Source organism: Microbacterium aurantiacum (genome assembly GCF_031625015.1).
In the GTDB taxonomy this organism is placed as follows: Bacteria; Actinomycetota; Actinomycetes; order Actinomycetales; family Microbacteriaceae; genus Microbacterium; species Microbacterium aurantiacum.
The window spans coordinates 121,600-148,126 of sequence record NZ_JAHWXH010000004.1; the positions used below are offsets into that span (position 1 = coordinate 121,600).

Genomic DNA, 26,527 nt, shown 5'->3' on the forward strand with positions numbered 1-26,527 from the left:
CCGACCCCGGGCGCGGGCCGAACTCCTCCGATCCGGCCCCCACGACCCCGAACCCAGGGCCACCCGCGGCGTGTCGACGCGGAACTGAGGAGTTACGACCGCCACGCGGCGCGCGCCTCGCGGGCGGGCCGCTGTCAGGCGAGTCCGCCGTCGACGGACCGCGCCGCGGCGGCAGGCTCGTCCGGCACCATCACCGGCGTCTCCCGGTTCAGGCTCTCGCCGCGGAAGAACCGCTTCGAGCGCGGGAACAGGAACCACAGCACCATCAGCACCACCCCGAGGGCGAGAGACCCCACCCCGAGGACGAAGGTCCCCCCGATGCCGAAGAGCACCGTGTAGCCGTAATCCACGTCGAACATGTCGATGGCGGACTGGACGAACGCGTACGTGAGCATGAGCGCGCCGAGGAGGGGCAGCACGAGCCGGTAGACGACGTTGCGTGCGGAGGTGAAGAGTTCGCGGCGGAAGTACCAGACGCACGCGTAGCCGGTGATGGCGTAGTAGAAGGCGATCGCGAGACCCAGCGACAGGATCGAGTCCTGCAGGATGTTGTCGCTGATCAGGGTCATGCCGATGTAGTAGACCGACGCGACCACGCCCATCACGAGCGTGGAGAACGACGGCGTCTTGTACTGCGGGTGCACGGTCTTGAACCGCGCGGGGAGCGCGCGGTAGACCCCCATCGCGAGCGTGCCGCGCGCGGTGGGGAGGATCGTGGTCTGCGTCGAGGAAACGGCGGAGATGAGGACGGCGACGACGAGCACCCACCCGACGGGTCCGAGCAGGCCGTCCTTGATGGCGAGGAAGAAGTCGTCGGCGTTCGCCTCGTTCCCCAGTCCCGTCCCGGTGTCGCCGAGCCCGGCGTACATCATCGCGGCGACGGTGACCGAGACGTAGGTGAACAGCAGCAGCACGCACGTGAGGAGCGCCGCCAGCCCCGGAATGCGTTTCGGGTCTTTCGTCTCCTCGTTGAGGGCGAGACAGGTGTCCCAACCCCAGTAGATGAACAGCGCGAGCAGGATCGCTTCGGTGAATCCGGACCACTCTTCGAACGCGAGCGGGTTGAACCAGTCCCAGGCGAACGGGGTGGCGCCCGGCGCGGATCCCGCGAAGTACTGCCACAGCGCCGCGACGACGAAGATCGCCAGCGCCAGGTACTGGATCGCGAGCAACACGTTCTGCACCCGCTCGCCGATCTCCACCCCGCGCCAGCTGATCCACGTCATGAGGGCGATGAAGACGACGCCGGTGGCGGTGACGAGCGGGACGTTGTCGGAGAGGAGGGCGTCCTGGCCCGACCCGATGATGCCGTCGACGAGCGCCCAGAAGTAGATGCCGCCGATCTGGGCGAGGTTGGCGAGCACCACCATGCCGGCGACGGCCACACCCCAGCCGCCCATCCACCCCACCCACGGGCCGAAGGCCTTCGTGCCCCAGGTGAAGGTCGTTCCGCAATCGGGGACGGCGTTGTTCAGCTCACGGTAGGCGAAGGCGATGAAGAGCATCGGCACGAAGGCGACGACGAAGGCGATGGGCGCCTGCGCGCCCACCGCGAGGACGACGAATCCGAGGGTCGCCACCAGGGAGTACACCGGCGCCGTGGAGGCGAGGCCGATGACGGTGGATCCCCACAGACCGAGCGTTCCCGCGGCCAATCCCTTGCCGTCCGGCCGTTCGAGTCTGATCGGCGTGGTGGACATGACTGCGACGCTAGGGGTCGGCCCCTCGACGGTCAAGCATCGCCGACGACACGATCCGCCCGGGAATCCGTCGCCGGGAGGACGATGCGCACGGGATCCGCGCCGGAGCGCATCAGCCAGCCCCGCGGGGCGCCCGCTCGGCAGAACGGCGGGGGCTCGCGGAAACCGGTGAGCAGGCGCACCTCCGCCGCGCACGACGCGTCGATCACGAGATCGTGCTCGACGCGTGCGCGGGTGAGCAGCGGCCACTTCCGCTGCCACTCGTCCGGCTCGCCGATTGCGACGAGCCGCTCCCCGGGCGCGAGGACGGGGTCGGCATCCTCCACCCCCACGATGATCGCGCCCGCGCGTTCCCAGCACTCCAGCGCGGCGCGGACCGCCGGCGTGCGCCGGGCGACGAGGCCCGTGAATGGGGCCTCCGGGAACCACGCCTCGGCGGCCACGAGACCGACGCTCCCCGGGGCGGTCCGAGGCAGGGCGATCTGGACCCGCACGTCATCGAGGCGGCCTCGGCCCGCCGGCGCTCGTGCGGCATGATGCGCGGGGTCGCCGCCTGCGGCGACGTGATCCGCGCGCGAGGGCAGGCTCAGCAGCAGTCGACGGTGGAAGAGCTCGGCGGTCCGCGCCGCAGCACCGGCGACCCGTTGCATACTCGCCACGATCAGGATGCCGCGCTCCCGCGCAGCGCGGACGACGTCCTCCACGGCCTCGACGAAGGCGCGGGCGTGATCGCCCGGGAAGCGGCCGACGAGACCGTCGAGGTCGTCGAGGACGATGACCGTCCCTCGCGGCGGCGGCGCCCACCGCCAGGTCGCGAACAGGTCCCACGCCGCCTCGGCGTCCGCCGGGACGACCACGGGCGGCTCCGGGGCGCTGTCCTGTGCCCGATCCGCGACGAGGTGCAGCGCGGTACTCTTCCCCGCGCGCGGACCACCGACGACGAGGAGGCTGCCGTCGGCCACCGACACGGATGCCGGGCCCTGGTGCTGCCGGTCCGGTTCGTCGGCGAGCCCGAGCACGAGCGTTCCCGGATCCCCCGCGGGGAGATCCCGCGCGCGGAGTTCGTTCGGGAGGTCCGGCAGCCACGGCCGGCGCGGCCGCGGCTCGCCGCGCGCGACGATGGCGGCGGCGTCGTCCGAATGGGACAGCGCGATGCGCACCCGCTGCGGTTCGGCGTCGGCGGCCCTGCGGATCAGGGCCAGCCCCGCCGCCGCGCGGTCTCCGGGAAGCTCAGCGGCGTCGGGCGCGCCGAGGAGGAGGCGACTGTCGGCGGCATCGGTGACCCGGAGGCTCATCCGCAGAGGGCAGTTCGCCAGGAGGCTGTCGCGGATGACCCCGGATGCGCGCTGTGTGCCGAGGATCAGGTGGATCCCGAGCGCGCGGCCGCGGGCGGCGAGATCCGAGAAGAGCGCGTTCAACTCGGGGTGCTCGGCCAGGACGGCGGCGAACTCGTCGATCACCACGACGAGACGCGGCAGCTGCACCCGCGCGTCGGCGATGTCCCGCGCACCGGACTCGGCGAGCGCGCCTTCCCGCCACCGGACTTCCGCACGGAGGCTCTCGAACGCCCGCCGCGCTCCGTCGCCGTCGAGGTCGGTGATGACTCCGGTCACGTGCGGCACGTCGGCGAGCGCATCGAAGGCGGTCCCGCCTTTGAAATCCGCCAGGAGGAAACTGACCTGCGCGGTGGTGTGCGCGGACGCGAGAGCGAGGACCCAGGTGATCAGCAGCTCGCTCTTGCCGGCACCGGTGACACCGGTGACCACGGCGTGCGGGCCGTCGCGGACGAGGTCGATCGTCACCGCCCCCTGCGCGTCGCGTCCGATCGCGGCGGGGAGCGTCCCGGGGGCAGGCTGCGGGGCGTCGGCTACGAGCTCCGCGAGGGCCACCGGCGCGGCCCCGGCCAGGACGTCCCGGAGGGAGACGCGCGCCCGCTCGGACAGGGCCTCCCCGACGGCCCTGGCCTGTGCGGCGGACAGCGCCTCGATCGCGAGGGCTCCCACGGCGCCGGCGTGATCCACCCGGGCGCGGGTCGGTGCCTCCACGTCCACGGTGACCGCGCATCCGAGCGGCGCCGGCTCTCCCGCGCTCCGGCGTGCGAGGACGATGTCGGCGGTGCCGTCCGCGCGCTCGCCCGGCGCCAGGAGCATGAGCCGCACACCCGAGGTGGCCCGACGGTGCGGGAGGTGTTCCGCCCAGTCGAGATCGGCGTCGAGGGCTCCCACGATCCGGAGTTCTCCGGGCGGGAGCGCGAGGCACAGCTGCAGGGCCAGCGCGCGCTGGACCCCGCGCGCGAGGACCGGCGCCCCGGAGACCACGACACCCGCCCGGGCCGGGACGACCAGCGGAGCGTCGGTGAGCCGTGCCGCCCGCGCGCGGAGGGCGAGGGAGGCCGGATCCCCCTCGCCTCCGCTCATGCGCACGCCCGATTCCACGTCACCCGATCCGAGCACGAGCAGCTCACCCCGCTCGGTCCGCGATCGCCAGACCTCGCCGTCCCGGTCGAGGTAGGACGCGACATCCGGATGCTGCAACCGGCGGTGCCGGCGCTCGATCTCGTGCCGGCGCGTGACGCGTTCGGCGAGGGCGACGCGCTGCGCGTCGCCCTCGATCCGATGGCGCCGCCGATCCCGTCGCGCCGTGCGCGCCGCATCCCCCGCGGTGGCGAGTGCCACCAGCGGCCCGAGCGCCGCCAGCCACAGGGAGAGGATCGATCCGGTGACCAGCCACAGCGCCACCGCCCCGATGACCGGCACCGTCGCGGCGACGATCGGGATCGGAGGGCGCGGCGGCGCCGCCCACGCGGCCGGCAGGACGAGCGCATCGTCGTGCGGCGGATCCGGCGGCTCGCGCGGGTCGGACGTCGGCGTGGCGGAAGGGCGTCTCACACAGGCGAGTCAACTCCGGCGCAGCCTCGGAGGCGCACCGGAGCGTCCGGTCTGTGGACGAGTGGGGGTCAGTCCGCGGCTGGGGAGGAGGGGGCGACGTCGAGGACGACGATGGTGATGTTGTCGCGTCCGCCGTTCTCGAGCGCGGCGTCCATCATCGCCGACACCGCGGCGGCGGGATCGGCGTTCTCGGTGAGGAAATGCCGGATCCCGTAGTCGGTCAGCTCCTTCGTGAGACCGTCCGAGCAGATCACGAACCGATCCCCGGACACGACGTCCAGACGCACGTAATCGGGGACGACCCCGTCGCTGGGACCCACGGCACGCGTGATGACATTGCCGTACGGGTGGTTCTCCGCCTCCTCGGGGCTCAATCGCCCGGCGGCGATGAGCTCCTGCACCACGGAGTGGTCGGTGGTGATCTGCACGATCGCGTCATCCCGGAGGAGGTAGACCCGGGAATCCCCGATGTTCAGCGTCACCCAGTGCGCTTCGTCCCCGCTGGTCTCGAGATAGACGCCGGTCACCGTCGTCCCGGTGCCCTCGTCGGTGGCGTCGGGGTGGGAGGCGATGTCCTTGACGGCGCGGGCGAGGGCCTTCTCGATGGTCTTCGGCGAGACCGTCCCCGCGTCGACCGTCTCGTGCAGGCGGGTGATGGCGCTGGCGCTGGCGATCTCGCCGCCGACGTGACCGCCCATCCCGTCGGCGACGACGAAGAGGGGGAACTCCGCGAAGACGGCGTCCTGGTTCACCTCGCGGCGGCGCCCGGTGTGGGTCATCGCCGCCCACGACAGGTGAAGTTCTCCACCCGGGACACGCACGGTCCGCGAGCGGGTCGAGACATCGAGCACGCTCAGTTCCTCTCCGCGAGCCGGTTCGCCGCGATCCGGCGTTCACGGCGTTCTCACATCCTAAGGGGTCAGGGCCGATCCGCTTCCGTCGGGGCCGCGGCGAGTGCCGCCTCCTCGACCGCGTCCACCCCCGCACCGGCATCCGGCGCCGCCTCGAACTGCGCGTCGTAGAGGCGACGGTAGGCGCCACCGGCACGCAGAAGCGTCTCGTGCGTGCCCTGTTCGACGATCGCGCCCGCTTCCATCACCAGGATGAGGTCTGCGTCGCGGATCGTCGACAGACGGTGGGCGATCACGAACGACGTACGATCCGCGCGCAGCCGGGACATGGCACGCTGGATGAGGAGTTCCGTGCGCGTGTCGACCGAGGAGGTCGCCTCGTCGAGGATCAGCAGACGCGGATCGGCGAGGAACGCACGGGCGATCGTGACGAGCTGCCGCTCCCCCGCCGAGAGATTGGTCGCGTCGTCGTCGAGGACGGTGTCGTACCCCTCGGGCAGCGCGTGGACGAAGCGGTCGACGTAGGCGGCGCGCGCGGCCGCCAGGATCTCCTCCTCGGTCGCGTCCGGCCGACCGTAGGCGATGTTCTCGCGGATGGTGCCGGCGAACAGCCACGTGTCCTGCAGCACCATGCCGGTGCGCCGGCGAAGGTCCGCACGCGACATCCGTCGGATGTCCACCGCATCCCCGGATGCCGCCTCCAGGGTGATCCGACCGGCGTCGACGTCGTAGAAGCGCATCACGAGGTTGACCAGGGTGGTCTTCCCCGCCCCGGTCGGTCCCACGATCGCGACCGTCCCCCCGCTCTCGGCGACGAGCGAGAGCCCGTGGATGAGGGGCGTGTCCGCGACGTAACGGAAGGAGACGTCCTCGAAGGCGAGCCGACCGGCATCCGGCCGCAGGGTCGGGGCCGCGTCGTCGTCGGGGGTCTCCTCCGCCTCGTCCAGGAACTCGAACACCCGCTCCGCGCTCGCGACCCCGGACTGCAGCAGATTCGCCATGGAACCGAGCTGGCTGAGGGGCTGGGTGAACTGCCGCGAGTACTGGATGAACGCCTGCACCGCGCCGATCGACAGCATCCCGCCCGCGACCTGGAGGCCGCCGACGACCGCGATGGCGACGTAGACGAGGTTCCCGATGAACATCATCGAGGGCATGATGATGCCCGAGACGAACTGCGCTCCGAAGCTCGCCCGGTAGAGCTCCTCGTTCTCCGCGCGGAAGTCCGCCTCGACGGCCTTCTGACGCCCGAACACCTTCACCACCGCGTGGCCGGAGAAGGTCTCCTCGACGCGCGCGTTCAGGATGCCGGTGTTCTTCCACTGCGCCGCGAACAGACTCTGCGAGCGCCGCGCCACGAGGACGGTGATGCCGATGGTCAGGGGAATCGTCACGAGGGCGATCAGCGCCAGAAGGGGCGAGATGACGAACATCATCACCATCACGCCGACGACGGTGAGCAGCGACGTCACGACCTGGGACACCGTCTGCTGCATGCTCTGTCCGATGTTGTCCACGTCGTTCGTCACGCGGCTGAGCAGCTCACCGCGCTGCATCCGATCGAAGGTGCGCAGCGGCAGCCGGTGCACCTTGTGCTCCACCTGCATCCGGAGCCGGTGCATGGCGCGCTGGACGATGCCGTTGAGCAGCCGAGCCTGGAGCCACGCGAACATGCTGCCGAGGACGTAGACGGTCAGGACCATCAGGAGGATCGCCCCGAGGGCGGCGAAGTCGACGCCCGCGCCGGGGGTGAAGCTCATCGCGGAGATCATGTCGGCCTGCTCCTGCTGTCCCGCGGCGACGAGGGAGTCCACGACCTGCTGTTCGCTCGTACCCGCGGGGAACTGCAGGGAGATGAAGCCGGCGAAGACGATGTTCGTGCCGTCGCCGAGCAGCTTCGGTCCCAGCACCGTCAGGCCCACCGACAGGATGCCGAACAGGACGACCGCGATGAGTCCGGCCCGCTCCGGGCGGAGCGTCCCGAGGAGACGCCGTGCACTCGGGCCGAAGCTGCGGGCCTTCTCGATCGGCGCCGCACCACGCCCCATCGGGCCGCCGAACGGGCCGCGGGCGGGTGCGCGGCCGGGCTGTGCGCCGCTCATGCCGAGGCCTCCGCCGACAGCTGGGAGTCGACGATCTCGCGATACGTGTCGTTGTCGGCCACGAGCTCGTCGTGGGTTCCGATCCCGACGACGACGCCGTGGTCGAGGACGACGATCTGGTCGGCGCCGCGGATGGTCGACACGCGCTGCGCGACGACCAGTCGGGTCGCGCCCGGCAGGTGCACGTCGAGGGCGGCGCGGAGGGCGGCATCCGTCCGCAGATCGAGGGCGGAGAACGAGTCGTCGAAGATGTAGATCGGCGGCCGTTTCACCAGTGCCCGCGCGATCGCGAGCCGCTGGCGCTGACCGCCGGACACATTCGACCCGCCCTGCGCGATGGGGGCGTCCAGACCCTCCGGAAGCGCCTCGACGAAGTCGCGCGCCTGAGCGATCTCCAGCGCACGCCACAGCTCGCCGTCATCGGCGGTCGCGTCGCCGTAGAGGAGGTTGGAGCGCACGGTGCCCGAGAAGAGGAACGCGCGCTGCTGGACGAGGCCGATGCGCTCCCACAGGGCGTCGGGATCGACGTCGCGGACATCCACCCCGTCCACCCGCACGTTCCCCGCCGTCGCGTCGAACAGACGCGGCACCAGCCCGATCAGGGTCGTCTTGCCCGCCCCCGTCGATCCGACGACGGCCGTCGTGGTCCCGGGCTCCACGCGGAACGAGATCCCCCGCAGCACGGGGTCCTCCGCACCGGGGTAGGAGAAGTCAACGCCGTCGAACTCGATGAGGCCCCGAGCGGCGGGCATCGCGACCGGTCGCTCGGCGACTTTCACGGAGGGCGGCGTGTCCAGGACCTCGCCGATGCGCGAGCCGGAGACCGCCGCGCGCGGGATCATGACGAACATGAAGGTCGCCATCATGACGCCCATCAGGATCTGCATGAGGTAGGTGAGGAACGCGAACAGCGTGCCGATCTCCGTCTCGCCCTGCTGGATCTGGAACGCCCCGAACCAGATCACGGCAACGCTGGAGACGTTCATCACGAGCATGACCACCGGGAACATCAGCGCCATGAGGTTGCCCGCGCGCAACGCGGCCTCCTGCACCGCGTCGCTCGCCGTGGTGAAGCGCGCGGTCTCCTCGCGTTCACGGACGAAAGCGCGGACGACACGGATGCCGGTCAGCTGTTCGCGCATGATCTGGTTGATCCGGTCGATGCGCTTCTGCATCACGGTGAAGGCGGGGACCATCCGCACCACGATGAGGACGACGACGAGGACGAGGACGGGGATGGACACCGCCATCAGCCAGGAGAGCCCGGGGTCGAGTCGGATCGCCATGATCACGCCGCCGATGGCGAGCATCGGGGCCGAGACCATGAGAGTGGATGCCGTCTGCACGAGCATCTGGACCTGCTGGACGTCGTTGGTGTTGCGGGTGATCAGCGAGGCGGGGCCGAATCTGCCCACCTCGCGCTGCGAGAAGGCGACCACCCGGTGGAACAGGTCCGCGCGGAGATCTCGCCCGAGGCCCATGGCCAGCCGGGAGCCGAAGTACACCGCGATGATCGCGCAGACGATCTGCACGCCCGTCACTCCGAGCATCACCAGGCCGGTCGACCAGATCACGGGGATGTCGCCCACGACCACGCCGCGATCGATGATCTCGGCGTTGAGGGTGGGCAGCAGCAGCGCCGCGATGGACTGCGCCAGCTGGAACACCACGACCGCCACGATGAGCGGCCAGGCGGGGCGGAGGTACCGCACCAGGAGCGTGCCGAGCATTCTGTCTCCTTCGACGGGCGCGTCAGACCCGCGCACCGGGATCTTCGGGAAGCGGGAAGATCACGTCGATCGTCGCGACGTCCGCCGGGGTGGGGGTCCACGCGGTCCCCGCGGCCGCGTTCGCCCGCACCTGCTCCGGGCGGGTGGCCCCGGCGATCACGCTGGAGAGCGCGGGGCGCGCGAGCAGCCACCCGAGGGTCGCCTCGAGGATCGAGATCTCCCGTTCGCGGCAGAACGCGTCGAAGGCCTCGAGCGCCTCCCACGGCGCGTCCCGCCAGATGTGCGGCCGCTGACGCATGATCCGCGAATCCTCCGGGGCGTGGTCGCGCGTGAAGCCGCCCGCGAGAAGGCCGTTGTGCAGGGGGAAGTAGGGCAGGAAGCCCAGGCCGTAGCGCTCGACGGCGGGGAGGACCTCGCGCTCGGCCGCGCGGGCGAGGAGGCTGTAGTGGTTCTGCGCCGACACGAACGGCACGTCTCCGCGGCGCTCGGCGATGTGGGCCGCATCCGCGATCTGCCACCCGGCGAGGTTGGAGTGGCCGATGTAGCGGACCTTCCCCTCGCGCACGAGATCGCCGAGTGCGTCGAGGGTCTCCTCGACGGGCGTGAGGGGATCCGGGGTGTGCAGCTGGTAGAGATCGATCCACTCCGTCTGGAGCCGGGTGAGCGAGGCTTCGACCGCGCGTCGGATATAGGAGCGGGATGCCTTCCCCGCCGACACCCCGTAGCCCATGTCGCGCCCGCTGTGGCCGAACTTCGTCGCGAGGACGACCTGGTCGCGGCGTCCCCGCAGGGCGTGACCCATGAGGGTCTCGGACTGCCCCGGCTCTCCCCCGTACATGTCCGCCGTGTCGAGGAACGTCACGCCCGCCTCGAGGGCCGCGTCGAGGACCGCCCGCGTGCCCTCGAGCGTCTCGGTGAGCGTCCCCGGCCGGCCGAAGTTGTTGCAACCGAGACCGACGGCGGAGACGAGGAGACCCGAGGCGCCCAGGCGCCGATGCGGGAGCGGTGAGGTCATCCCTTCACGCTAGCCCTCCTCAGGGCCGTGGGACGACGAAGACCCCCGGCATCCGTCGGGATCCCGGGGGTCTTCGTCGATCGGTCAGACCTGCGGCGGCTGTCCGGCAGGCGGCGGGGGCGCCGTGGGCGGCTGCCCTCCGGCCGGCGGTGCGGCGGGCGGGGTGTAGCCGGCGGGCGGGGCGGCGGGGGGCGTGTAGCCGGCGGGCGGACCCTGCGGCGCGGGCGGGGGCGTGTAGCCGGTCGTCGCGGGGTTGGCGGGGTATCCGCCGACGGGCGCCTGCGCCGGGACACCGGCCCAGGTCGTGCGGTCGGAGAGGAACCCGTTGTTCGCCCACGGCGCGGCCGGGATCGCGGTGTTCCAGCGCGACTTGTCGAAGGCGTTGATGCCGAGCCACACGATGCTGAGGAAGAAGAAGAGGATCAGCCAGACCGCTTCCTTCTGCAGCTTCAGGCCCACGCGCCAGGCCGCCATGAGGATGACCAGCGCCGGAAGGATGAGCACGAGCTGTCCGATGACCGGGATCCAGCCGAGGAGCACCGAGGCGCCGAAGGCGATCAGGACGAGCCAGGGGCTCAGGTCTCCGAGCTTGGAGAACACCATCCAGTTGTAGACCGGGATCCAGGCGCGCCATTTGCCCTGCACACCCGCCTTGTCGAAGATCTTCATGAGGAAGATCGATCCGATGATGTAGCCCGCGATCGCGAAGATGAAGGCGATGAACAGGAAAGCGGCATAGAAGGCGAGGATGCCTCCGTCACTGCCATATGGATCCATGAGCGTCCTCCCAAGAACGTCGGTCGGCGTCCTACGCCGTCGGAACCCCCGGTCCCGCACGCCACATGCTAGCGGTGCGAGCGTGCCCGCTACAGGACATGACGCGCGCGAACGCGCGGATCAGCTCGCCGGATGCCGGGCGACGAGCAGGATCTCCCCGCAGACGTCCTCGCGCGCGTCCCAGCCGGCCTCCTCGGCCCAGGCGAGGAAGTCCCCGCGTGAACGCACCCGCGGGCGCGACTGGGCGAGGTCGCGCACCAGCTCGCCCTTCGTCCGCTTGTTGAAGTGGTTCAGCGCCCGGACGACGCCGTCAGGCCCCGCGGAGACGACACGCACGTACGCGGACGGCACCTCGGCGGGGATCGGACCGAGCCCGACGTACGCCTGCGACCGAAGGTCGAGGAGGAAGCGGGGAGCCGACACCGCGATCGCGGTGGAGACGGCGTCCGCCCACACGCGCTTCAGCGGCGCGAGCCCGGGAAGGGCCGCCGACGCGCCGAGGCGGTAAGCCGGGATCGGGTCGAGCGCTCCGACCGGGCCGAACGGTGCGGAATGGATCTGCACGTGTGCGCCGAGCCACCGACGTGCCGCGGCGGGCAGCGACGCGGCGTCGAGCGCGTCGAAGAGGACACCGGTGTAACGGTCGACGGCCGACATCGTCGGCGCCGAGGCGAGCTCCGCGTTCCGCGGGATGTCATCCAGCTGGCGCGGGCCGAGGCCGAGGACCGCGGCGGCGCGCTCGGCATCCGCAGACAGCGCGATGAGCGCCTCCGCGACGGCGGCGCGCTGCGGCAGCAGCCCGGGGTGCGCCCAGTCCGAGGGGCGCATGGATGCACCCCGCCCACCGGATCGCTTGGTCTCGGACGGGGGCAGGAGGATCAGCATGGCATCCGTGGGGTCGAGGGTGAATGACGAACCGGCCGAGCACCCGGGTGGGGCTCGGCCGGTTCGGCGCGATGTGTGCGCGGGTCGATCAGGAGATCAGCGCGGCGTTTCCGGCGACGATGGTGAGCTGGTCGCCCTCCATCGAGAGGAAACCGTCCTGCGCATTGGCGATGATCTTCGATCCCGAGCTCTGCGTGATGCGCACCTGTCCCTCGGCGAGGATCGCCAGGACGGGCTCGTGACCGGGCATGAAGCCGATCTCTCCCTCGACGGTCTTGGCCACGACGAGCGAGGCCTCCCCCGTCCAGACCTCCGCGTCGGCGGAGACGAGACTCACCTTCAGCGGCATGATCAGCCGTTCTCCTTCTGGATCTGCGCCCACTTGGCCTCGACGTCGCCGATACCGCCGACGTTGAAGAAGGCCTGCTCGGCGACGTGGTCGAAGTCGCCCTTGACGATCGCGTCGAACGACTCGATGGTCTCCTTGATCGGGACCGTCGAGCCCTCCACGCCGGTGAACTTCTTCGCCATGTAGGTGTTCTGCGAGAGGAACTGCTGGATGCGGCGCGCACGCGACACGACGATCTTGTCCTCTTCGGAGAGCTCGTCGACGCCCAGGATCGCGATGATCTCCTGCAGCTCCTTGTTCTTCTGCAGGATCTGCTTCACGGCGGTGGCCACACGGTAGTGGTCCTCACCGATGTAGCGCGGGTCCAGGATGCGGCTCGTCGAGGTGAGCGGGTCGATCGCGGGGTACAGACCCTTCGATGCGATCTCACGAGAGAGCTCGGTGGTCGCGTCGAGGTGCGCGAACGTGGTCGCCGGGGCGGGGTCGGTGTAGTCGTCCGCGGGGACGTAGATCGCCTGCAGCGAGGTGATCGAGTGACCGCGCGTGGACGTGATGCGCTCCTGGAGCACACCCATCTCGTCCGCGAGGTTCGGCTGGTAGCCCACCGCGGAGGGCATGCGGCCGAGGAGCGTCGAGACCTCGGAACCGGCCTGCGTGAAGCGGAAGATGTTGTCGATGAACAGCAGCACGTCCTGCTTCTGCACGTCACGGAAGTACTCCGCCATCGTCAGAGCCGACAGGGCGACGCGCAGTCGCGTTCCCGGCGGCTCGTCCATCTGACCGAACACGAGGGCGGTCTTGTCGAAGACACCCGCCTCCTCCATCTCGCCGATGAGGTCGTTGCCCTCACGGGTGCGCTCGCCGACGCCGGCGAACACCGAGACACCACCGTGGTCTTGCGCCACGCGCTGGATCATCTCCTGGATGAGGACGGTCTTGCCGACACCGGCACCGCCGAAGAGGCCGATCTTCCCACCCTGGACGTACGGGGTGAGGAGGTCGATCGACTTGATGCCGGTCTCGAACATCTCGGTCTTCGACTCGAGCTGGTCGAAGTTGGGCGCCTGACGGTGGATCGGCCAGCGCTCGGTGATCTCGATCGTCTCACCCGGCGCGGCGTTGAGGATGTCGCCGGTGACGTTGAAAACCTTGCCCTTGGTGACATCTCCCACGGGAACCGTGATCTGCTCGCCGGTGTCGCGCACCTCCTGGCCGCGGACGATGCCGTCGGTCGGCTTCAGGGCGATGGCACGCACCAGGTCGTCGCCGAGGTGCTGTGCGACCTCGAGGGTGATCTCCGTGGAGGTGTCCCCGATGACGATGGTGGTCTTGAGGGCGTTGTAGATCTCGGGGATCCCGTCGTGCGGGAACTCGATGTCCACGACGGGACCGGTGACACGGGCGACGCGGCCGACGACCGGGGCTTCCGTCTTCTCAGCGGTGAGGCTCATGGCTTCTTCTCTTTCGGTGTGGTCTGTGTGCGCGGAGGTCACTTGCCGGAGCCCAGGGCGTCGGCGCCGCCGACGATCTCGGCGATCTGCTGGGTGATCTCGGCCTGACGGGCGTTGTTGCGGAGGCGCGTGTAATCGGTGATGAGCTTGTCGGCGTTGTCGCTGGCCGACTTCATCGCCTTCTGCGTCGCTGCGTGCTTCGCCGCCGACGACTGCAGGAGGGCGTTGAACACGCGGCTCTGGATGTAGACCGGGAGCAGGGCGTCCAGGACGACCTCGGCATCGGGCTCGAACTCGTACAGCGGGTAGACCTGGGACGGCGCGCTGTCGTCGGCCTCGACCACTTCGAGCGGCAGCAGACGAACCTGCTCCGGCGACTGGGTCATCATGCTGACGAAACGGTTGTACACGAGGTGGATCTCGTCCACCCCACCGTCTTCGCTGCCGCGCGTGTACCCGTCCAGCAGGCTCGCCGCGATCTCCTCGGCGGTGTGGAAGTGCGGGGTGTCGGTGTCACCCGTCCACTCGGCCACGGCGGCCATCCGGCGGAACTGGAAGTACCCGACCGCCTTCCGGCCGACGAGGTAGAACACCGGCTCCTTGCCCTGCTGACGCAGGAGCTCCGCCAGCTCGAGCCCCTCGCGGAGGATCTGCGAGTTGAACGCGCCGGCCAGACCCCGATCGGAGGTGAAGATCACCACGGCCGAACGCCGGATGTTCTCCCGCTCCACCGTCAGCGGGTGGTCGACGTCGGAGTACGTCGCGACCGCCGAGACGGCGCGGGTCACCGCCGTCGCGAACGGCGAGGACGCGCGCACTCGCGCCATCGCCTTCTGGATGCGCGAGGCGGCGATGAGCTCCATCGCCTTGGTGATCTTCTTGGTCGTCTGAGCAGAAGCGATCTTCTGCTTGTAGACCCGCAGTTGTGCGCCCATGTCTGTGTCCTCGTCCGCCTCAGCGGCGGCCCTTGACGATCTTCTCCTGGTTGACGTCGGCAGCCTCGGCGGCGGCGACCTCCTCGTGACCCGGCTTGCCGATGGCCTGGCCCTTGCCGGAGCGGAATTCGAGGATGAACTCGTCGGTCTTGCGCTCGAGTTCGGCGAGGATCGCGTCATCGAGCACGTTGGAGGCGCGGAGGTCGTCGAGCACCGTGGTGTTGCGACGGAGGTAGTCCAGCAGCTCGCGCTCGAACGACAGCACGTCCTCGACCTCGATCGAGTCGAGCTTGCCGTTGGTGCCGGCCCAGATCGAGACGACCTGCTCCTCCACCGGGTACGGCGAGTACTGCGGCTGCTTGAGCAGCTCCGTCAGGCGCGCTCCGCGGGCCAGCTGACGACGCGACGCGGCGTCCAGGTCGCTCGCGAACATCGCGAACGCCTCCAGCGACCGGTACTGCGCCAGCTCCAGCTTCAGCGTTCCGGAGACCTTCTTGATGGACTTCACCTGGGCGTCACCACCGACACGCGACACCGAGATACCCACGTCGACCGCGGGGCGCTGGTTGGCGTTGAACAGGTCGGACTGCAGGAAGATCTGGCCGTCGGTGATCGAGATCACGTTGGTGGGGATGTAGGCCGAGACGTCGTTCGCCTTGGTCTCGATGATGGGAAGACCCGTCATCGATCCCGCGCCGAGCTCGTCCGAGAGCTTCGCGCAACGCTCGAGCAGACGGGAGTGCAGGTAGAAGACGTCACCCGGGTAGGCCTCACGGCCCGGCGGGCGGCGCAGCAGCAGCGACACGGCACGGTAGGCCTCGGCCTGCTTGGACAGGTCGTCGAAGATGATGAGGACGTGCTTGCCGTCGTACATCCAGTGCTGACCGATGGCGGAGCCGGTGTAGGGAGCAAGGTACTTGAAGCCCGCCGGGTCGGATGCCGGGGCGGCGACGATGGTGGTGTACTCCATGGCGCCGGCATCCTCGAGCGCGCCCTTGACGGCCGCGATCGTCGAGCCCTTCTGGCCGATGGCGACGTAGACGCAGCGCACCTGCTTGGTGGCGTCGCCCGACTCCCAGTTGGCCTTCTGGTTGATGATCGTGTCGATCGCGATGGCGGTCTTGCCGGTCTGGCGGTCGCCGATGATCAGCTGGCGCTGACCGCGGCCGATCGGGATCATCGCGTCGATGGCCTTGATGCCGGTCTGCATCGGCTCGTGCACGCTCTTACGCTGCATGACGCCGGGCGCCTGAAGTTCGAGGGCGCGGCGGCCGGTCGCAGCGACCTCGCCGAGGCCGTCGATCGGGTTTCCCAGCGGGTCGACGACCCGGCCCAGGTAGCCGTCGCCGACCGGGACGGACAGGACCTCACCGGTGCGCGTGACCTGCTGGCCGGCCTCGACGCCGGAGAAGTCACCGAGCACGACGACACCGATCTCGTGCTCGTCGAGGTTCAGCGCGAGGCCCTGGGTGCCGTCGGCGAAGAGCACCAGCTCGTTCGCCATGACGCCGGGGAGACCCTCGACGTGGGCGATGCCGTCGGCGGCGTCGATGACGGTGCCGACCTCGTTGGCCGCGGCGCCCGTGGGCTCGTAGGCGGCGACGAAGTCCTTCAGCGCGTCACGGATGACGTCGGGGCTGATAGAGAGTTCTGCCATTGTCTTCCTTCGTTCGTGGGGCCTCAGCCCCGAAATCTCCGCCTGATGCGGGAAGTCTTGTCTCAGCCGGCCAGTCGCTGACGGAGGTCGGCCAGGCGCGATGCCACGCTGGCGTCGATGACGTCGTCGGCGATCTGCACGCGCAGGCCTCCGACGACATTCGGGTCCACGACCGCGTTGACGGACACCTGCGTGCCGTAGCGCGTCGACAGGGTCGCTGCCAGGCGGCTGCGCTGGGCCTCGCTGAGCGGGACGGCGGTGAACACCGTCGCGACGGTGCGCCCGCGCTGATCGGCGACCAGACGCATGGCCCACGAGAGGAGGCGGCGCACGCGTCGTTCGCGCGGCTGCTGCACGAGCGAGGACGCGATGAGCACGGTCGCGGTGCTCGCGCGGCCGTTCAGCAGGGACGACACCAGCGTGCCCTTCGCCGCGTCGTCACCACGGCGACTGCCGAGCGCGAGCTCCAGCTCCGGGTTGGCGGCGACGGTGCGCGAGAAGCGGAACAGCTCATCCTCGATGTCGGCGGCGCCGTCGGCACGCGCCGCTGCGCGGATCGCCAGCTCTTCGATCCCCTCGACCAGGTCGGCCGAGGAGGACCAGCGCTGATCGACGGCGGCGCCCAGGAGCCCGAGCGTCGCCGGCGAGACCGCGCGACCGAAGACGTCCTGGACGACCTTCCGGCGAGCGGCCGGGTCGGCGGCGGAGTCGGCCAGCGCGCCGCTCAGCTGCGACGAGTCGCCCACGGCGCGGGCGACGGCGAAGAGCTCACCGGCCACGCCGAGGTCGATGTCCGACGCGGTGTCCAGCGCCCGCGTCGTCGCCGCGAGGGCCTGAGTGGTCGCGCTGCCCATTACGCCTTCGCCCCTTCGGATGCCTCGAGGTCGGCGAGGAAACGGTCGACCACGGCCTGCGCCTTCGCGTCGTCGGAGAGGGTCTCACCGATGACACCGCCGGCGAGGTCGAGGGCGAGCGTGCCCACTTCGCTGCGCAGCGACACCAGAGCGGTCTGGCGCTCGGCCTCGATCTGCGCGTGCGCGGACGCGGTCAGGCGCGCGGCCTCGGTGGACGCGGCGTCCTTCGCCTCGGCGAGGATCTTCTTGCCGTCCTCGCGAGCGGCGTCGCGGATCTCACCGGCTTCCTTGCGGGCGGCGGCGAGCTGCGCGGTGTACTCCTCCAGCGCGGCCTCGGCCTGTCGCTGGGCCTCATCGGCCTTGGCGATGTTGCCCTCGATGGCGGCGCTACGGGCGTCGAGCACCTTGTTCAGCCGCGGGAGGGCGACGAACATCACCACGAGGAGGATGATGACGAAGCACACCCCCGACCAGATGATGTCGTACACCGCGGGCAGCAGGGGGTTTCCCCCTCCGTACTCGTCGGCGGCGATCGCGACAAGAGGCTTCAGCATCCTGTCTCCTTACTCCTACGGGCGAACCGGGATCAAAGTGCGTTGAAGATGAACGGCGTCGCGATGCCGATGAGCGCGAGGATCTCGATGAAGGCGACACCGATGAACATCGTGGTCTGGAGGCGACCGGCGAGCTCGGGCTGGCGAGCGGTGGATTCGATCGTCTTGCCGATCATGATGCCGAGGCCGATGGCCGGGCCGATGGCGGCGAGGCCGTAGCCCACGGTCGCGATGTTGCCGGTGATCTGCGCGAGAACAGTCGTTGCGTCCACTGAGGGTTTCCTTTCGTAGGTCGAGTAGCCGGACAGCTACTCGTCAGTGCTCTTCCGCCACCGCGAGCTGGATGTACACGGCGGTGAGGATGGTGAAGACGTAGGCCTGCAGCAGCGAGACGAAGATCTCGAAGAGCGTGAAGGCGAAGCCGAGGGCGAGCGTGCCACCGGCGAGCGGCATGAGCCAGCCGCCGCTGAGGAGGAAGAACTGCGTCGCCGAGAAGAACAGCACGAGCATGAGGTGCCCGACCATCATGTTCAGCAGCAGTCGGAGGAACAGCGAGACCGGACGCGCGATGAAGGTCGAGATCAGCTCGACCACCGCGATGATCGGCAGCAGGTAGATCGGCACACCCGAGGGGACGAGCGAGTTCTTCAGGAACCGGGGCAGTCCGTGACGCCGGATGCCGGCGTAGATGAACAGCACGTACGCCGTCAGCGCCAGCACCAGCGGTGCCCCGGCGACGGACGTTCCCGGGATGTTCGCGAACGGGATCACACCGGTGAGGTTGAAGAACAGGATGCCGAAGAACATCGCCGTCAGGATCGGGAGGAAGCGCCGCCCGTCCTTCTCGCCGAGGACCTGGAAGGCCACCTGCTCGCGGACGAACCCGAACGCGAACTCGATCACGCTCTGGAAGCGACCGGGGACGACGCTCATGCGCCGCGTCCCGAGCACCAGGATGAGGACCAGCACCGCCGTGGCGATGAACTGGATCATGCTGATGCGCGTGAACTCGAAGGGGGTTCCTTCGAACAGCAGCGCCGGCGGGAAGAAGTCGGAGATCGAGGGCGGGGAGAATTGGTTATCTGCCGCAGACACGATCGTGCTCGCTTGAGTCAACGGATTGGCTCCAGCTTCTCGCGCTGAGCATGCCAACGCGGTGGAATGAGAAGAGATCATCTCGCGGGGCCTCAGCGTCACCGCTGCACACCAGCCGCAGGAATGTTTAGAGCCTACCAGGGACGCGGGGCTCCTGTGTGCACGGGCTACTCCCCGGGCAGGGCGATGTCGGAAACACCGGGGAGCCGCATGCGGCTCATGACCACCAGATCCACCACGAGCGAGGCCACGGCGGCCACGACGAGCGAGACGTAGAAGACGATGTCGACGAGCCACTCCACCTGCGCCAGCACCAGGAAGGCGACGATGACGAGCACGAACTTCAGCAGCCAGCCGCCGAGGACCACGCCGAAGAAGATCTGCAGATAGGCCGGACTGCCGAACCAGCGGTTGGCCACGAGGATGCTCACCGCCGTCAGCGCCGGGAAGATCATCCCCACGGCCGCACCGATCGCGCCGCTCGCCGCCCCCTCGCCTCCGGCCGCCCACCATCCGATGAGCGTCGCCAGGACGATGACGATGAGACCGACCGCGCCGCCGGCGAGAAGGGTGACCCGGAGGATCGGGTTGCTGGACACGGGGCTGGCGCTCATCGGGCGTCCTCCAGGTGGGTACCGCTGTCGCGGGGGTCGGGTTCGAAGGGGTCGACGGGCCTGCCGCCGCGTCGCGAGGGCAGGAAGGTCAGGAACAGGCAGGCGGCGATGCCGATCACGCCGAAGAGGACGCCCAGGAGGTAATCGCCCGGCCACTCGGAAGAGGTGCCGATGTACATCAGCAGGACGGCGAAGCTCACCACCGCGGTCCACGCGTAGAAGATCAGCACCGCGTCGCGATCGGTGTGGCCCATGTCCAGCATGCGGTGATGGAGGTGCTTGCGGTCGGGCGAGAACGGCGACTTCCCCGCCCGCATCCGTCGGACCACGGCGAGCCCGAAGTCCAGGAGGGGAAGGAGCACCACGACGATGGGCAGGAGGATCGGGATGAAGGCACCGAGAAGCTGGGAGCGGCCGAACTCGTCGTTGTCGCCGACGATGGCGGGGTCGAGGCTGCCCGTGATGGCGATCGCCGAGCACGCCATCAGCAGCCCCAGCATCAGCGCACCCGAGTCGCCCATGAACAGTCGCGCGGGGCTCCAGTTCATCGGCAGGAATCCGATGCAGGCGCCGATGAGCACGGCCGCGATGAAGGAGGCGAGGTTGAAGTAGGTGCTGGCTCCGGTGTCGCGCACGAGCATGTACGAATAGGCGAAGAAGACGCCGTTGGCGATGAGGGCGACGCCGGCCACGAGACCGTCGAGGCCGTCGATGAAGTTCACCGCGTTCATCACGATCACGATCGACAGCACGGTGAGGGTGAAGCTCACCCAGCTGGAGCCGACGGCGAGACCGCCGATCGGCAGCGAGTAGATCTGCAGCTCGCCGAACCACGCGATGACCCCGGCGGCCAGGAACTGGGCGCCGAGTTTGATCATCCAGTCCAGGTCCCACAGGTCATCGGCGACGCCGACGACGACGATGAGCGCCGTGGCACCGAGGATCGCCCACACCGGGCCGGGGTTGACCCAGAAGAGCGAGAAGAACGGATGCTGCGACGACACCAGGAACGCCGCGACCACGCCGAGGAACATCGCCACTCCCCCGAGCCGCGGGGTCGGGGTGGTGTGCACGTCCCGTTCCCGGATACCGGGATAGAGCTTGTACTTGAGACTGAGTCGCCAGACCCCCCACGAGAGGGCGAAGGTCACCGCTGCCGTGAAGAGGATCGTGAAGACGTACTGCTTCACGCGGAGTCCGCGTCCTCGGCGTCGGGATCGGGCTCCAGCAGGTCTCCGAGCACACCGCGCAGCTGCTCGCGCGACACGGCGCCCTCTCGGAGGACCCGCACCATCGGCTCGCCGTCGTACCCGGTCGCCAGCGACGTCGCGTCCACGATCGTCGAGGCCACGCCGTCCTTCGACGATCCGTCGTCGAGGTAGACCCGGACGCTCTCGCCGAGCATCGCCTCGGCGTCGCCCGCGGTGACGGCGGCCGCCTTGCCGGTGAGGTTGGCGCTCGACACGGCGAGCGGACCGACGTCCTCGAGGACCTCGAGGGCGATCCGGTGGGCGGGCATCCGCACCGCGACCGTGCCCCGGGTCTCGCCGAGATCCCACGACAGCGACGGCTGGGCCGGGAGGACGATGGTCAGTCCGCCGGGCCAGAACTCCTCCACGAGACGCTCGACCGCCTCCGGAACCTCGGACACCAGGGCGCGGAGGGTGGAGACGCCCGCGACGAGCACGGGCGGGGGCGACTGACGCCCGCGGCCCTTGGCCTCGAGCAGACGTGTGACGGCCTGGGGCGAGAAGGCGTCGGCGGCCACGCCGTAGACCGTGTCGGTGGGGAGCACCACGAGCTCTCCGCGCCCGAGGGCGCGGCGGGCTTCACGGAGTCCGGCGAGGAGGTCGGCCTCGCTGCGGCAATCGTAGATCGGGGACATAACCCGCACATTCTACGGCGCGCGGGCGCGGCAGCCGTGTCCGAGCCGTCCCGGGCGGATGCCGCGCCCCGGGGCGTCCGGGGCGTCCCGCGCGTCAGGGACGGACCGCGGTGGTGGCCCGATCGCGCAGGGTGAGGTCGGGGTGCGTGGCGGCGGAGCGCCAGCCCGCGGCGGTGAGCAGGTCGCGGATCGGTGCGCCCTGCCACTCGCCGTGCTCGATCACGAGCGTCCCCCCGGGGTGGAGCAGGCGCAGCGCCGTGTCGCTCAGCACCCGCACGACGTCGAGGCCGTCGGCTCCGCCGTACAGGGCCGCGGGGGGATCGTAGAGGCGGACCTCCGGATCGCGCGGAACGGCACCGTCGGGGACATAGGGGGGATTGGAGACGACGACCGACACGGCGCCGTCGAGCTCGGGGAACGCCTCGGCGAGATCGATGAAGGCCAGACGCGCGTTCGGGGCGCCGACCCGGTCGAAGTTCTCCCTGGTCCAGAGGAAGGCGTCGACGGAGTTCTCGGCGGCGTGCACGCGCGCGTGCGGCACCTCTGTCGCCAGGGCGAGGGCGATCGCGCCGCTTCCCGTGCCGAGGTCCACGGCGATCGGCTCCGGCGTCGCCGCGGCGACGAGGGCGTCGATGGCGATCTGGGCGACGATCTCGGTCTCCGGGCGCGGCACGAACACCCCCGGCCCCACGCGGAGCTCGAGGTGCCGGAACGCGGCGACCCCCGTGATGTGCTGAAGAGGTTCGCGGGTCGCTCGCCGCTCGATCGCCCGTCGGAGTGCGTCGCGCTCGTCATCGCCCAGCGTCCCGCCGGTCACCAGCCGCGCCTGCAGCTCGCCGCGACCGATGCCGAGCACGTGGGCGGCGAGGAGCTCGGCGTCCACCCGGGGGTCCTCGACGCCCGACCGGGAGAGGACCGCGACGGCGGCATCCAGCTCGGTGGCGAGCGGGGCGGGCGGGGGGACGGGCGCGGCGGCGGGGTCGGTCATGGCGGGTTCCACGATAGACCGCGCGGCACGTCACAATGCGACCGGGCAGATCCCCCTCCCAGGCCCGTCGCCTACGCTGGAACAGTTGTCACGACCGACTCTGAAGGGCCCGAAGATGACCGGCATCCACTCCGATATCACCAGCGCGTTCGGGAACACCCCCTTGGTGCGCCTGAACCGGGTCGCCGAGGGCCTGCCCGGCACGATCCTCGCCAAGCTCGAGTTCTACAACCCCGCCTCCAGCGTGAAGGACCGCCTCGGTGTCGCGATCGTCGACGCCGCAGAAGCCTCCGGTGCGCTGCAGCCCGGCGGAACCATCGTCGAGGCCACCAGTGGCAACACCGGCATCGCCCTGGCCATGGTCGGCGCCGCCCGCGGCTACCGCGTCGTGCTGGCGATGCCCGCGTCGATGTCGATCGAGCGCCGCCTCCTCCTCAAGGGGTACGGCGCCGAGCTGGTTCTGACCGAGCCCGCGCAGGGCATGAAGGGCGCCGTCGCCAAGGCGGAGGAGCTCGTCGCCGACATCCCCGGGGCCGTTCTCGCGCGTCAGTTCGAGAACGAGGCCAACCCCGAGATCCACCGTCGCACCACCGCCGAGGAGATCCTGCGCGACACCGAGGGCAAGGTGGACTACTTCGTCGCCGGCATCGGCACCGGTGGCACGATCACGGGCGTCGGCCAGGTCCTGAAGGAGCGCGTCCCCGGCGCGAAGGTCGTCGCCGTGGAGCCGGCCGACTCGCCGCTGCTGACCACCGGCACTCCCGGACCGCACAAGATCCAGGGCATCGGCCCCAACTTCGTCCCCGCGATCCTCGACCGCGACATCATCGACGAGGTCTTCGACGTCGCGTTCGACGATGCCATCTCCACCGCTCGCGCGGTCGGCACCAAGGACGGCATCCTCGTCGGCATCTCTTCCGGCGCAGCCGTCTGGGCGGCTCTGCAGATCGCGGCCCGCCCCGAGGCCGCCGGCAAGAACATCGTCGTCATCATCCCCTCCTTCGGCGAGCGGTACCTCTCGACGGCGCTGTTCGAAGACCTCCGCGAGGGATGACCGCGCCGGCAGCGCCGGTCGATACTCCCCCGCGCATCCACGACGACATCACCACCGCGTTCGGGGGCACTCCCCTCGTCCGACTCAACCGGCTCACGGAGGGCCTGGACGCCGAGGTCGTGACGAAGCTGGAGTTCTACAACCCCGGTCGGAGTGTGAAGTGCCGCCTGGGCATCGCGCTGCTCGACGCGGCCGAGGCCTCCGGCGAGCTCCGTCCCGGGGGGACGGTCGTGGAGTCCACCAGCGGCAACACCGGGATCGCCCTGGCTCTCGCCGGCGCCGCGCGCGGATACCGGGTGATCCTCACCATGCCCGCCTCGATGTCGAAGGAGCGGCGCACGCTCCTGAAGGCCTACGGGGCGGAACTCGTCCTGACCAACCCGCACAAGGGGATGACCGAGGCGGTGGAGACCGCCCGGCGCATCGTCGCGGAGACACCGGGGGCGATCCTCGCGCGCCAGTTCGAGAGCCCGGCCAATCCGGAGATCCATCGACGGACGACCGCGGAGGAGATCTGGCGCGACACCGACGGCCGCGTGGACTGGTTCGTCGCCGGTTCCGGAACCGGCGGGACCCTAACCGGCGTCGGGCAGGCGCTCAAGGAGCGCTCCCCCGCGTTGAAGGTCGTCGCGGTCGAACCGGCCGACTCCCCGATGCTGAGCGAGGGGCGCGCGGGCGGTCATCGGATCCAGGGCATCGGTCCGAACTTCGTCCCCGAGGTGCTGGACCGGTCCGTCATCGACGAAGTCATGACGGTCGGCTTCGACGAGGCGATCGATGTCGCGCGTGCGCTCGGCACCCGGGAGGGAATCCTCGCGGGGATGTCCGCGGGCGCCGCCGTGTGGGCGGCTCTGCAGATCGCCGCCCGACCGGAAGCCCGCGGATCCCGCATCGTCGTCATCGTCCCCGACAGCGGGGAACGCTACCTCTCGACCGCGCTGTACGCGCATCTGCGCGAGCCGGCGGAGTCCGCGTGAGCGCCGCACGGCCCGGTGGCCGCCGTCCCGTCCTCGTCCGCGCCGTCGCCGGCATCCGGGAGGACCTGGCCGCAGCCAAGCTTCGCGATCCCGCCGCGCGCGGCGCGCTCGAGATCGCCCTGCTCTACCCCGGTCTGCACGCGATCTGGGCCCACCGCGTGTGGCACGCGCTGTGGCGTCGGCGGGCGCGCTTCCTCGCCCGCGCCGGATCGCAGGTGACGCGCTGGCTGACGGGGATCGAGATCCATCCCGGTGCCCGCATCGGTCGCCGGTTCTTCATCGACCACGGGATGGGGATCGTCATCGGCGAGACCGCCGAGGTCGGCGACGACGTCATGCTCTACCACGGGGTGACGCTCGGCGGCCGCACCCGCGACAGCGGCAAGCGGCATCCCACCCTCGGCGACGGGGTCGCCGTCGGCGCGGGAGCGAAGATCCTCGGCCCCATCATGATCGGGGCCGGCAGTGCGGTGGGCGCCAACGCCGTCGTGACGCGCGACGCGCCGCCGGACAGCGTGCTGGTCGGCGTGCCCGCGAAGGCGCGACCGCGGAAGGCCGGCGAGGACACCCGCGCCCTCCTCGCCGCCCCGGAGTACATCATCTGACCGGGCGGCGGGGTTCCCGCCTCAGGCGCCGGCGGCGCCGGCCTTCTTGTCCCGACGTTCGTCGAGGCGCTTCTTCAGCAGGAGCATCGGCAGGAACAGCGTCGCCAGAGCCGTGACGAGCCACACGATCACGGGCGCGAGGACCCAGGTGAGCAGGAACGGCTGGCCGATGGTGAGGCCGGCGCCCGGGATCAGGACCACGATGACCAGCGCGATGAGCGTCGAGAAGATGCCGATCCCGCCGAGCAGAGCGGGGGCGTTCCGCCGCGCGACGGTCGCGACCCAGGGACTCAGCACGCTCTGCAGCGTCGCGAAGATCACGATCGCGAGGACGAAGCCCCACCAGTTCGACCAGTCGATCCGGAAGCCCGGAAGCAGGAGGTCGGCGACGAGGAGGCCGAGCGCTGCCGACGCCAGAAAGATGAAGGCACGGATGAGGAACGTGATCACGGGCTCAGGATAGCCCGTGCCGTCCGTCAGGCGTCGGTGCCGAGAGCGGCGAGGCGCGCCTCTTCGTCGGCCGCGATCGCCGATTCGATGAGCGGACCGAGGGCGCCGTCCATCACCTGGTCGAGGTTGTAGGCCTTGTAGCCGGTCCGGTGATCGGCGATGCGGTTCTCGGGGAAGTTGTAGGTGCGGATGCGCTCGGAGCGGTCCATGCCGCGGATCTGCGACTTGCGCGCGTCGGCGGCCAGCGCGTCGCGCTCCTCCTGCTGTCGGGCGAGCAGACGCGCGCGGAGGACGCGCATGCCCGCCTCGCGGTTCTGCAGCTGCGACTTCTCGTTCTGCATCGACACGACGATGCCCGTCGGCACGTGGGTGATCCGCACCGCCGAGTCGGTCGTGTTCACCGACTGTCCGCCGGGGCCGGAGGAGCGGAAGACGTCGATCTTCAGATCGTTCTGGTCGATCTGGACTTCCTCGGGCTCGTCGACCTCGGGGAAGACGAGGACTCCCGTGGTGGAGGTGTGGATCCGCCCCTGCGACTCGGTGGCCGGCACCCGCTGGACGCGGTGCACGCCGCCCTCGTACTTCAGATGGGCCCAGACTCCCTGGGCGGGGTCGCTGGAGGATCCCTTGATCGCGATCTGGACGTCCTTGTACCCGCCGAGGTCGGATTCGTTGCGTTCGAGCAGCTCGGTCTTCCACCCCTGCGCGGTGGCGTACTGGATGTACATCCGCAGCAGGTCCGCGGCGAACAGGGCGCTCTCGGCGCCCCCCTCCCCCTGCTTGATCTCCATGATCACGTCCCGGGCGTCGTCCGGATCGCGCGGGATCAGCAGTCGGCGGAGCTTCTCCTGCGCCTCGGCGACGCGCGTCTGCATGCCGGGGACCTCCTCGGCGAAGACGGCGTCCTCTTTGGCCAGTTCCTGCGCGGCGGCGAGGTCATCGGACGCCGCGACCCACGCGTCGTGGGCCGCGACGATCCGCGACAGTTCGGCGTAGCGCCGGTTGACCCGTTTGGCCCGCGCGGCATCCGCGTGCACCGCGGGATCCGAGAGCTCGACCTGGACGGCCTGGTGCTCCTGGATCAGCGCGGCGACGGAATCGAACACGGCGG

At 70.1% G+C, this 26,527-nt stretch carries 25 protein-coding genes; 3 read left to right on the top strand and 22 right to left on the bottom strand.

What is annotated here, in order from left to right; genetic code table 11:
• Positions 1–134 precede the first annotated feature (134 nt).
• The 20 genes from KZC50_RS14645 to prmC all read right to left on the bottom strand — a co-directional run bounded on the left by KZC50_RS14645 (position 135) and on the right by prmC (position 22,330).
• The gene (locus KZC50_RS14645; protein ID WP_310892142.1) at positions 135–1,700 is read right to left on the bottom strand and encodes an APC family permease; all 1,566 of its coding nucleotides are present in this window, start codon (positions 1,698–1,700) and stop codon (positions 135–137) included.
• Between the two features lie 32 nt (positions 1,701–1,732).
• Entirely contained in the window at positions 1,733–4,588 is a 2,856-nt protein-coding gene (locus KZC50_RS14650) for an FtsK/SpoIIIE domain-containing protein (protein WP_310892143.1), read from the bottom strand.
• A gap of 68 nt (positions 4,589–4,656) precedes the next feature.
• Positions 4,657–5,439 (bottom strand): PP2C family protein-serine/threonine phosphatase, encoded by a 783-nt coding sequence (locus KZC50_RS14655; protein WP_310892144.1) that lies wholly within the window; start codon positions 5,437–5,439, stop codon positions 4,657–4,659.
• 68 nt (positions 5,440–5,507) lie between these two features.
• Positions 5,508–7,541 (bottom strand): ABC transporter ATP-binding protein, encoded by a 2,034-nt coding sequence (locus KZC50_RS14660; RefSeq protein WP_375294615.1) that lies wholly within the window; start codon positions 7,539–7,541, stop codon positions 5,508–5,510.
• Positions 7,538–9,271: an ABC transporter ATP-binding protein gene (locus KZC50_RS14665; protein ID WP_310892145.1), complete on the bottom strand. Its 1,734-nt coding sequence runs from the start codon at positions 9,269–9,271 to the stop codon at positions 7,538–7,540. The genes KZC50_RS14660 and KZC50_RS14665 overlap by 4 nt, the downstream gene beginning before the upstream one ends.
• A 22-nt stretch (positions 9,272–9,293) precedes the next feature.
• On the bottom strand, positions 9,294–10,286 hold the full coding sequence (locus tag KZC50_RS14670) for an aldo/keto reductase (RefSeq protein ID WP_310892146.1): 993 nt from the start codon (positions 10,284–10,286) through the stop codon (positions 9,294–9,296).
• Positions 10,287–10,370: 84 nt separating this feature from the next.
• Positions 10,371–11,063, bottom strand: a complete 693-nt coding sequence (locus KZC50_RS14675) for a large exoprotein (RefSeq protein ID WP_310892147.1) — start codon at positions 11,061–11,063, stop codon at positions 10,371–10,373.
• A 120-nt stretch (positions 11,064–11,183) separates the two neighbouring features.
• The gene (locus KZC50_RS14680) at positions 11,184–11,948 is read right to left on the bottom strand and encodes a YaaA family protein (protein ID WP_310892148.1); all 765 of its coding nucleotides are present in this window, start codon (positions 11,946–11,948) and stop codon (positions 11,184–11,186) included.
• An 88-nt stretch (positions 11,949–12,036) separates the two neighbouring features.
• Complete coding sequence (locus tag KZC50_RS14685) at positions 12,037–12,297, bottom strand: F0F1 ATP synthase subunit epsilon (protein WP_053547620.1); 261 nt, start codon at positions 12,295–12,297, stop codon at positions 12,037–12,039.
• A 2-nt stretch (positions 12,298–12,299) separates the two neighbouring features.
• Complete coding sequence (gene atpD / locus KZC50_RS14690; RefSeq protein WP_301132623.1) at positions 12,300–13,748, bottom strand: F0F1 ATP synthase subunit beta; 1,449 nt, start codon at positions 13,746–13,748, stop codon at positions 12,300–12,302.
• A 38-nt stretch (positions 13,749–13,786) separates the two neighbouring features.
• A complete protein-coding gene (locus KZC50_RS14695) occupies positions 13,787–14,683 on the bottom strand; it encodes a F0F1 ATP synthase subunit gamma (protein ID WP_292705569.1) in 897 nt (298 codons plus the stop codon).
• 19 nt (positions 14,684–14,702) lie between these two features.
• Positions 14,703–16,340, bottom strand: a complete 1,638-nt coding sequence (atpA, locus tag KZC50_RS14700; RefSeq protein WP_301132622.1) for a F0F1 ATP synthase subunit alpha — start codon at positions 16,338–16,340, stop codon at positions 14,703–14,705.
• A 62-nt stretch (positions 16,341–16,402) separates the two neighbouring features.
• Positions 16,403–17,194, bottom strand: coding sequence for a F0F1 ATP synthase subunit delta (locus KZC50_RS14705; RefSeq protein WP_292705566.1), 792 nt, complete (start codon positions 17,192–17,194; stop codon positions 16,403–16,405).
• Positions 17,194–17,748, bottom strand: coding sequence for a F0F1 ATP synthase subunit B (locus KZC50_RS14710; RefSeq protein ID WP_053547625.1), 555 nt, complete (start codon positions 17,746–17,748; stop codon positions 17,194–17,196). The genes KZC50_RS14705 and KZC50_RS14710 overlap by 1 nt, the downstream gene beginning before the upstream one ends.
• Positions 17,749–17,780: 32 nt before the next feature.
• The gene (gene atpE / locus KZC50_RS14715) at positions 17,781–18,020 is read right to left on the bottom strand and encodes a F0F1 ATP synthase subunit C (protein ID WP_053547626.1); all 240 of its coding nucleotides are present in this window, start codon (positions 18,018–18,020) and stop codon (positions 17,781–17,783) included.
• 43 nt (positions 18,021–18,063) lie between these two features.
• Positions 18,064–18,843 (bottom strand): F0F1 ATP synthase subunit A, encoded by a 780-nt coding sequence (gene atpB / locus KZC50_RS14720; RefSeq protein WP_231717954.1) that lies wholly within the window; start codon positions 18,841–18,843, stop codon positions 18,064–18,066.
• A gap of 167 nt (positions 18,844–19,010) precedes the next feature.
• Positions 19,011–19,457, bottom strand: a complete 447-nt coding sequence (locus KZC50_RS14725; RefSeq protein WP_053547628.1) for a Cg1360 family ATP-synthase-associated protein — start codon at positions 19,455–19,457, stop codon at positions 19,011–19,013.
• Complete coding sequence (locus tag KZC50_RS14730; RefSeq protein ID WP_292705560.1) at positions 19,454–20,647, bottom strand: MraY family glycosyltransferase; 1,194 nt, start codon at positions 20,645–20,647, stop codon at positions 19,454–19,456. Before KZC50_RS14730 ends, KZC50_RS14725 begins: the two co-directional genes overlap by 4 nt.
• Positions 20,644–21,342, bottom strand: a complete 699-nt coding sequence (locus tag KZC50_RS14735) for an L-threonylcarbamoyladenylate synthase (protein WP_292705558.1) — start codon at positions 21,340–21,342, stop codon at positions 20,644–20,646. Before KZC50_RS14735 ends, KZC50_RS14730 begins: the two co-directional genes overlap by 4 nt.
• A 94-nt stretch (positions 21,343–21,436) precedes the next feature.
• Positions 21,437–22,330: a peptide chain release factor N(5)-glutamine methyltransferase gene (gene prmC / locus KZC50_RS14740; RefSeq protein ID WP_301132621.1), complete on the bottom strand. Its 894-nt coding sequence runs from the start codon at positions 22,328–22,330 to the stop codon at positions 21,437–21,439.
• A gap of 115 nt (positions 22,331–22,445) precedes the next feature.
• On the opposite strand from prmC, the gene cysK (KZC50_RS14745) reads away from it, so the two are divergent.
• From cysK (KZC50_RS14745) to epsC, 3 genes are read left to right on the top strand one after another with little or no spacing between them, the layout of a single operon-like run.
• The gene (gene cysK / locus KZC50_RS14745) at positions 22,446–23,384 is read left to right on the top strand and encodes a cysteine synthase A (RefSeq protein ID WP_301132619.1); all 939 of its coding nucleotides are present in this window, start codon (positions 22,446–22,448) and stop codon (positions 23,382–23,384) included.
• Entirely contained in the window at positions 23,381–24,361 is a 981-nt protein-coding gene (cysK, locus tag KZC50_RS14750; RefSeq protein WP_053547633.1) for a cysteine synthase A, read from the top strand. The genes cysK (KZC50_RS14745) and cysK (KZC50_RS14750) overlap by 4 nt, the downstream gene beginning before the upstream one ends.
• Entirely contained in the window at positions 24,358–24,966 is a 609-nt protein-coding gene (gene epsC, locus KZC50_RS14755) for a serine O-acetyltransferase EpsC (RefSeq protein ID WP_310892149.1), read from the top strand. The genes cysK (KZC50_RS14750) and epsC overlap by 4 nt, the downstream gene beginning before the upstream one ends.
• 21 nt (positions 24,967–24,987) lie before the next feature.
• On the opposite strand, the gene KZC50_RS14760 is transcribed toward epsC, so the two are convergent.
• Positions 24,988–25,416, bottom strand: coding sequence for a hypothetical protein (locus KZC50_RS14760; RefSeq protein ID WP_310892150.1), 429 nt, complete (start codon positions 25,414–25,416; stop codon positions 24,988–24,990).
• A gap of 26 nt (positions 25,417–25,442) precedes the next feature.
• On the bottom strand, positions 25,443–26,522 hold the full coding sequence (prfA, locus tag KZC50_RS14765) for a peptide chain release factor 1 (protein ID WP_310892151.1): 1,080 nt from the start codon (positions 26,520–26,522) through the stop codon (positions 25,443–25,445).
• Positions 26,523–26,527 lie beyond the last annotated feature (5 nt).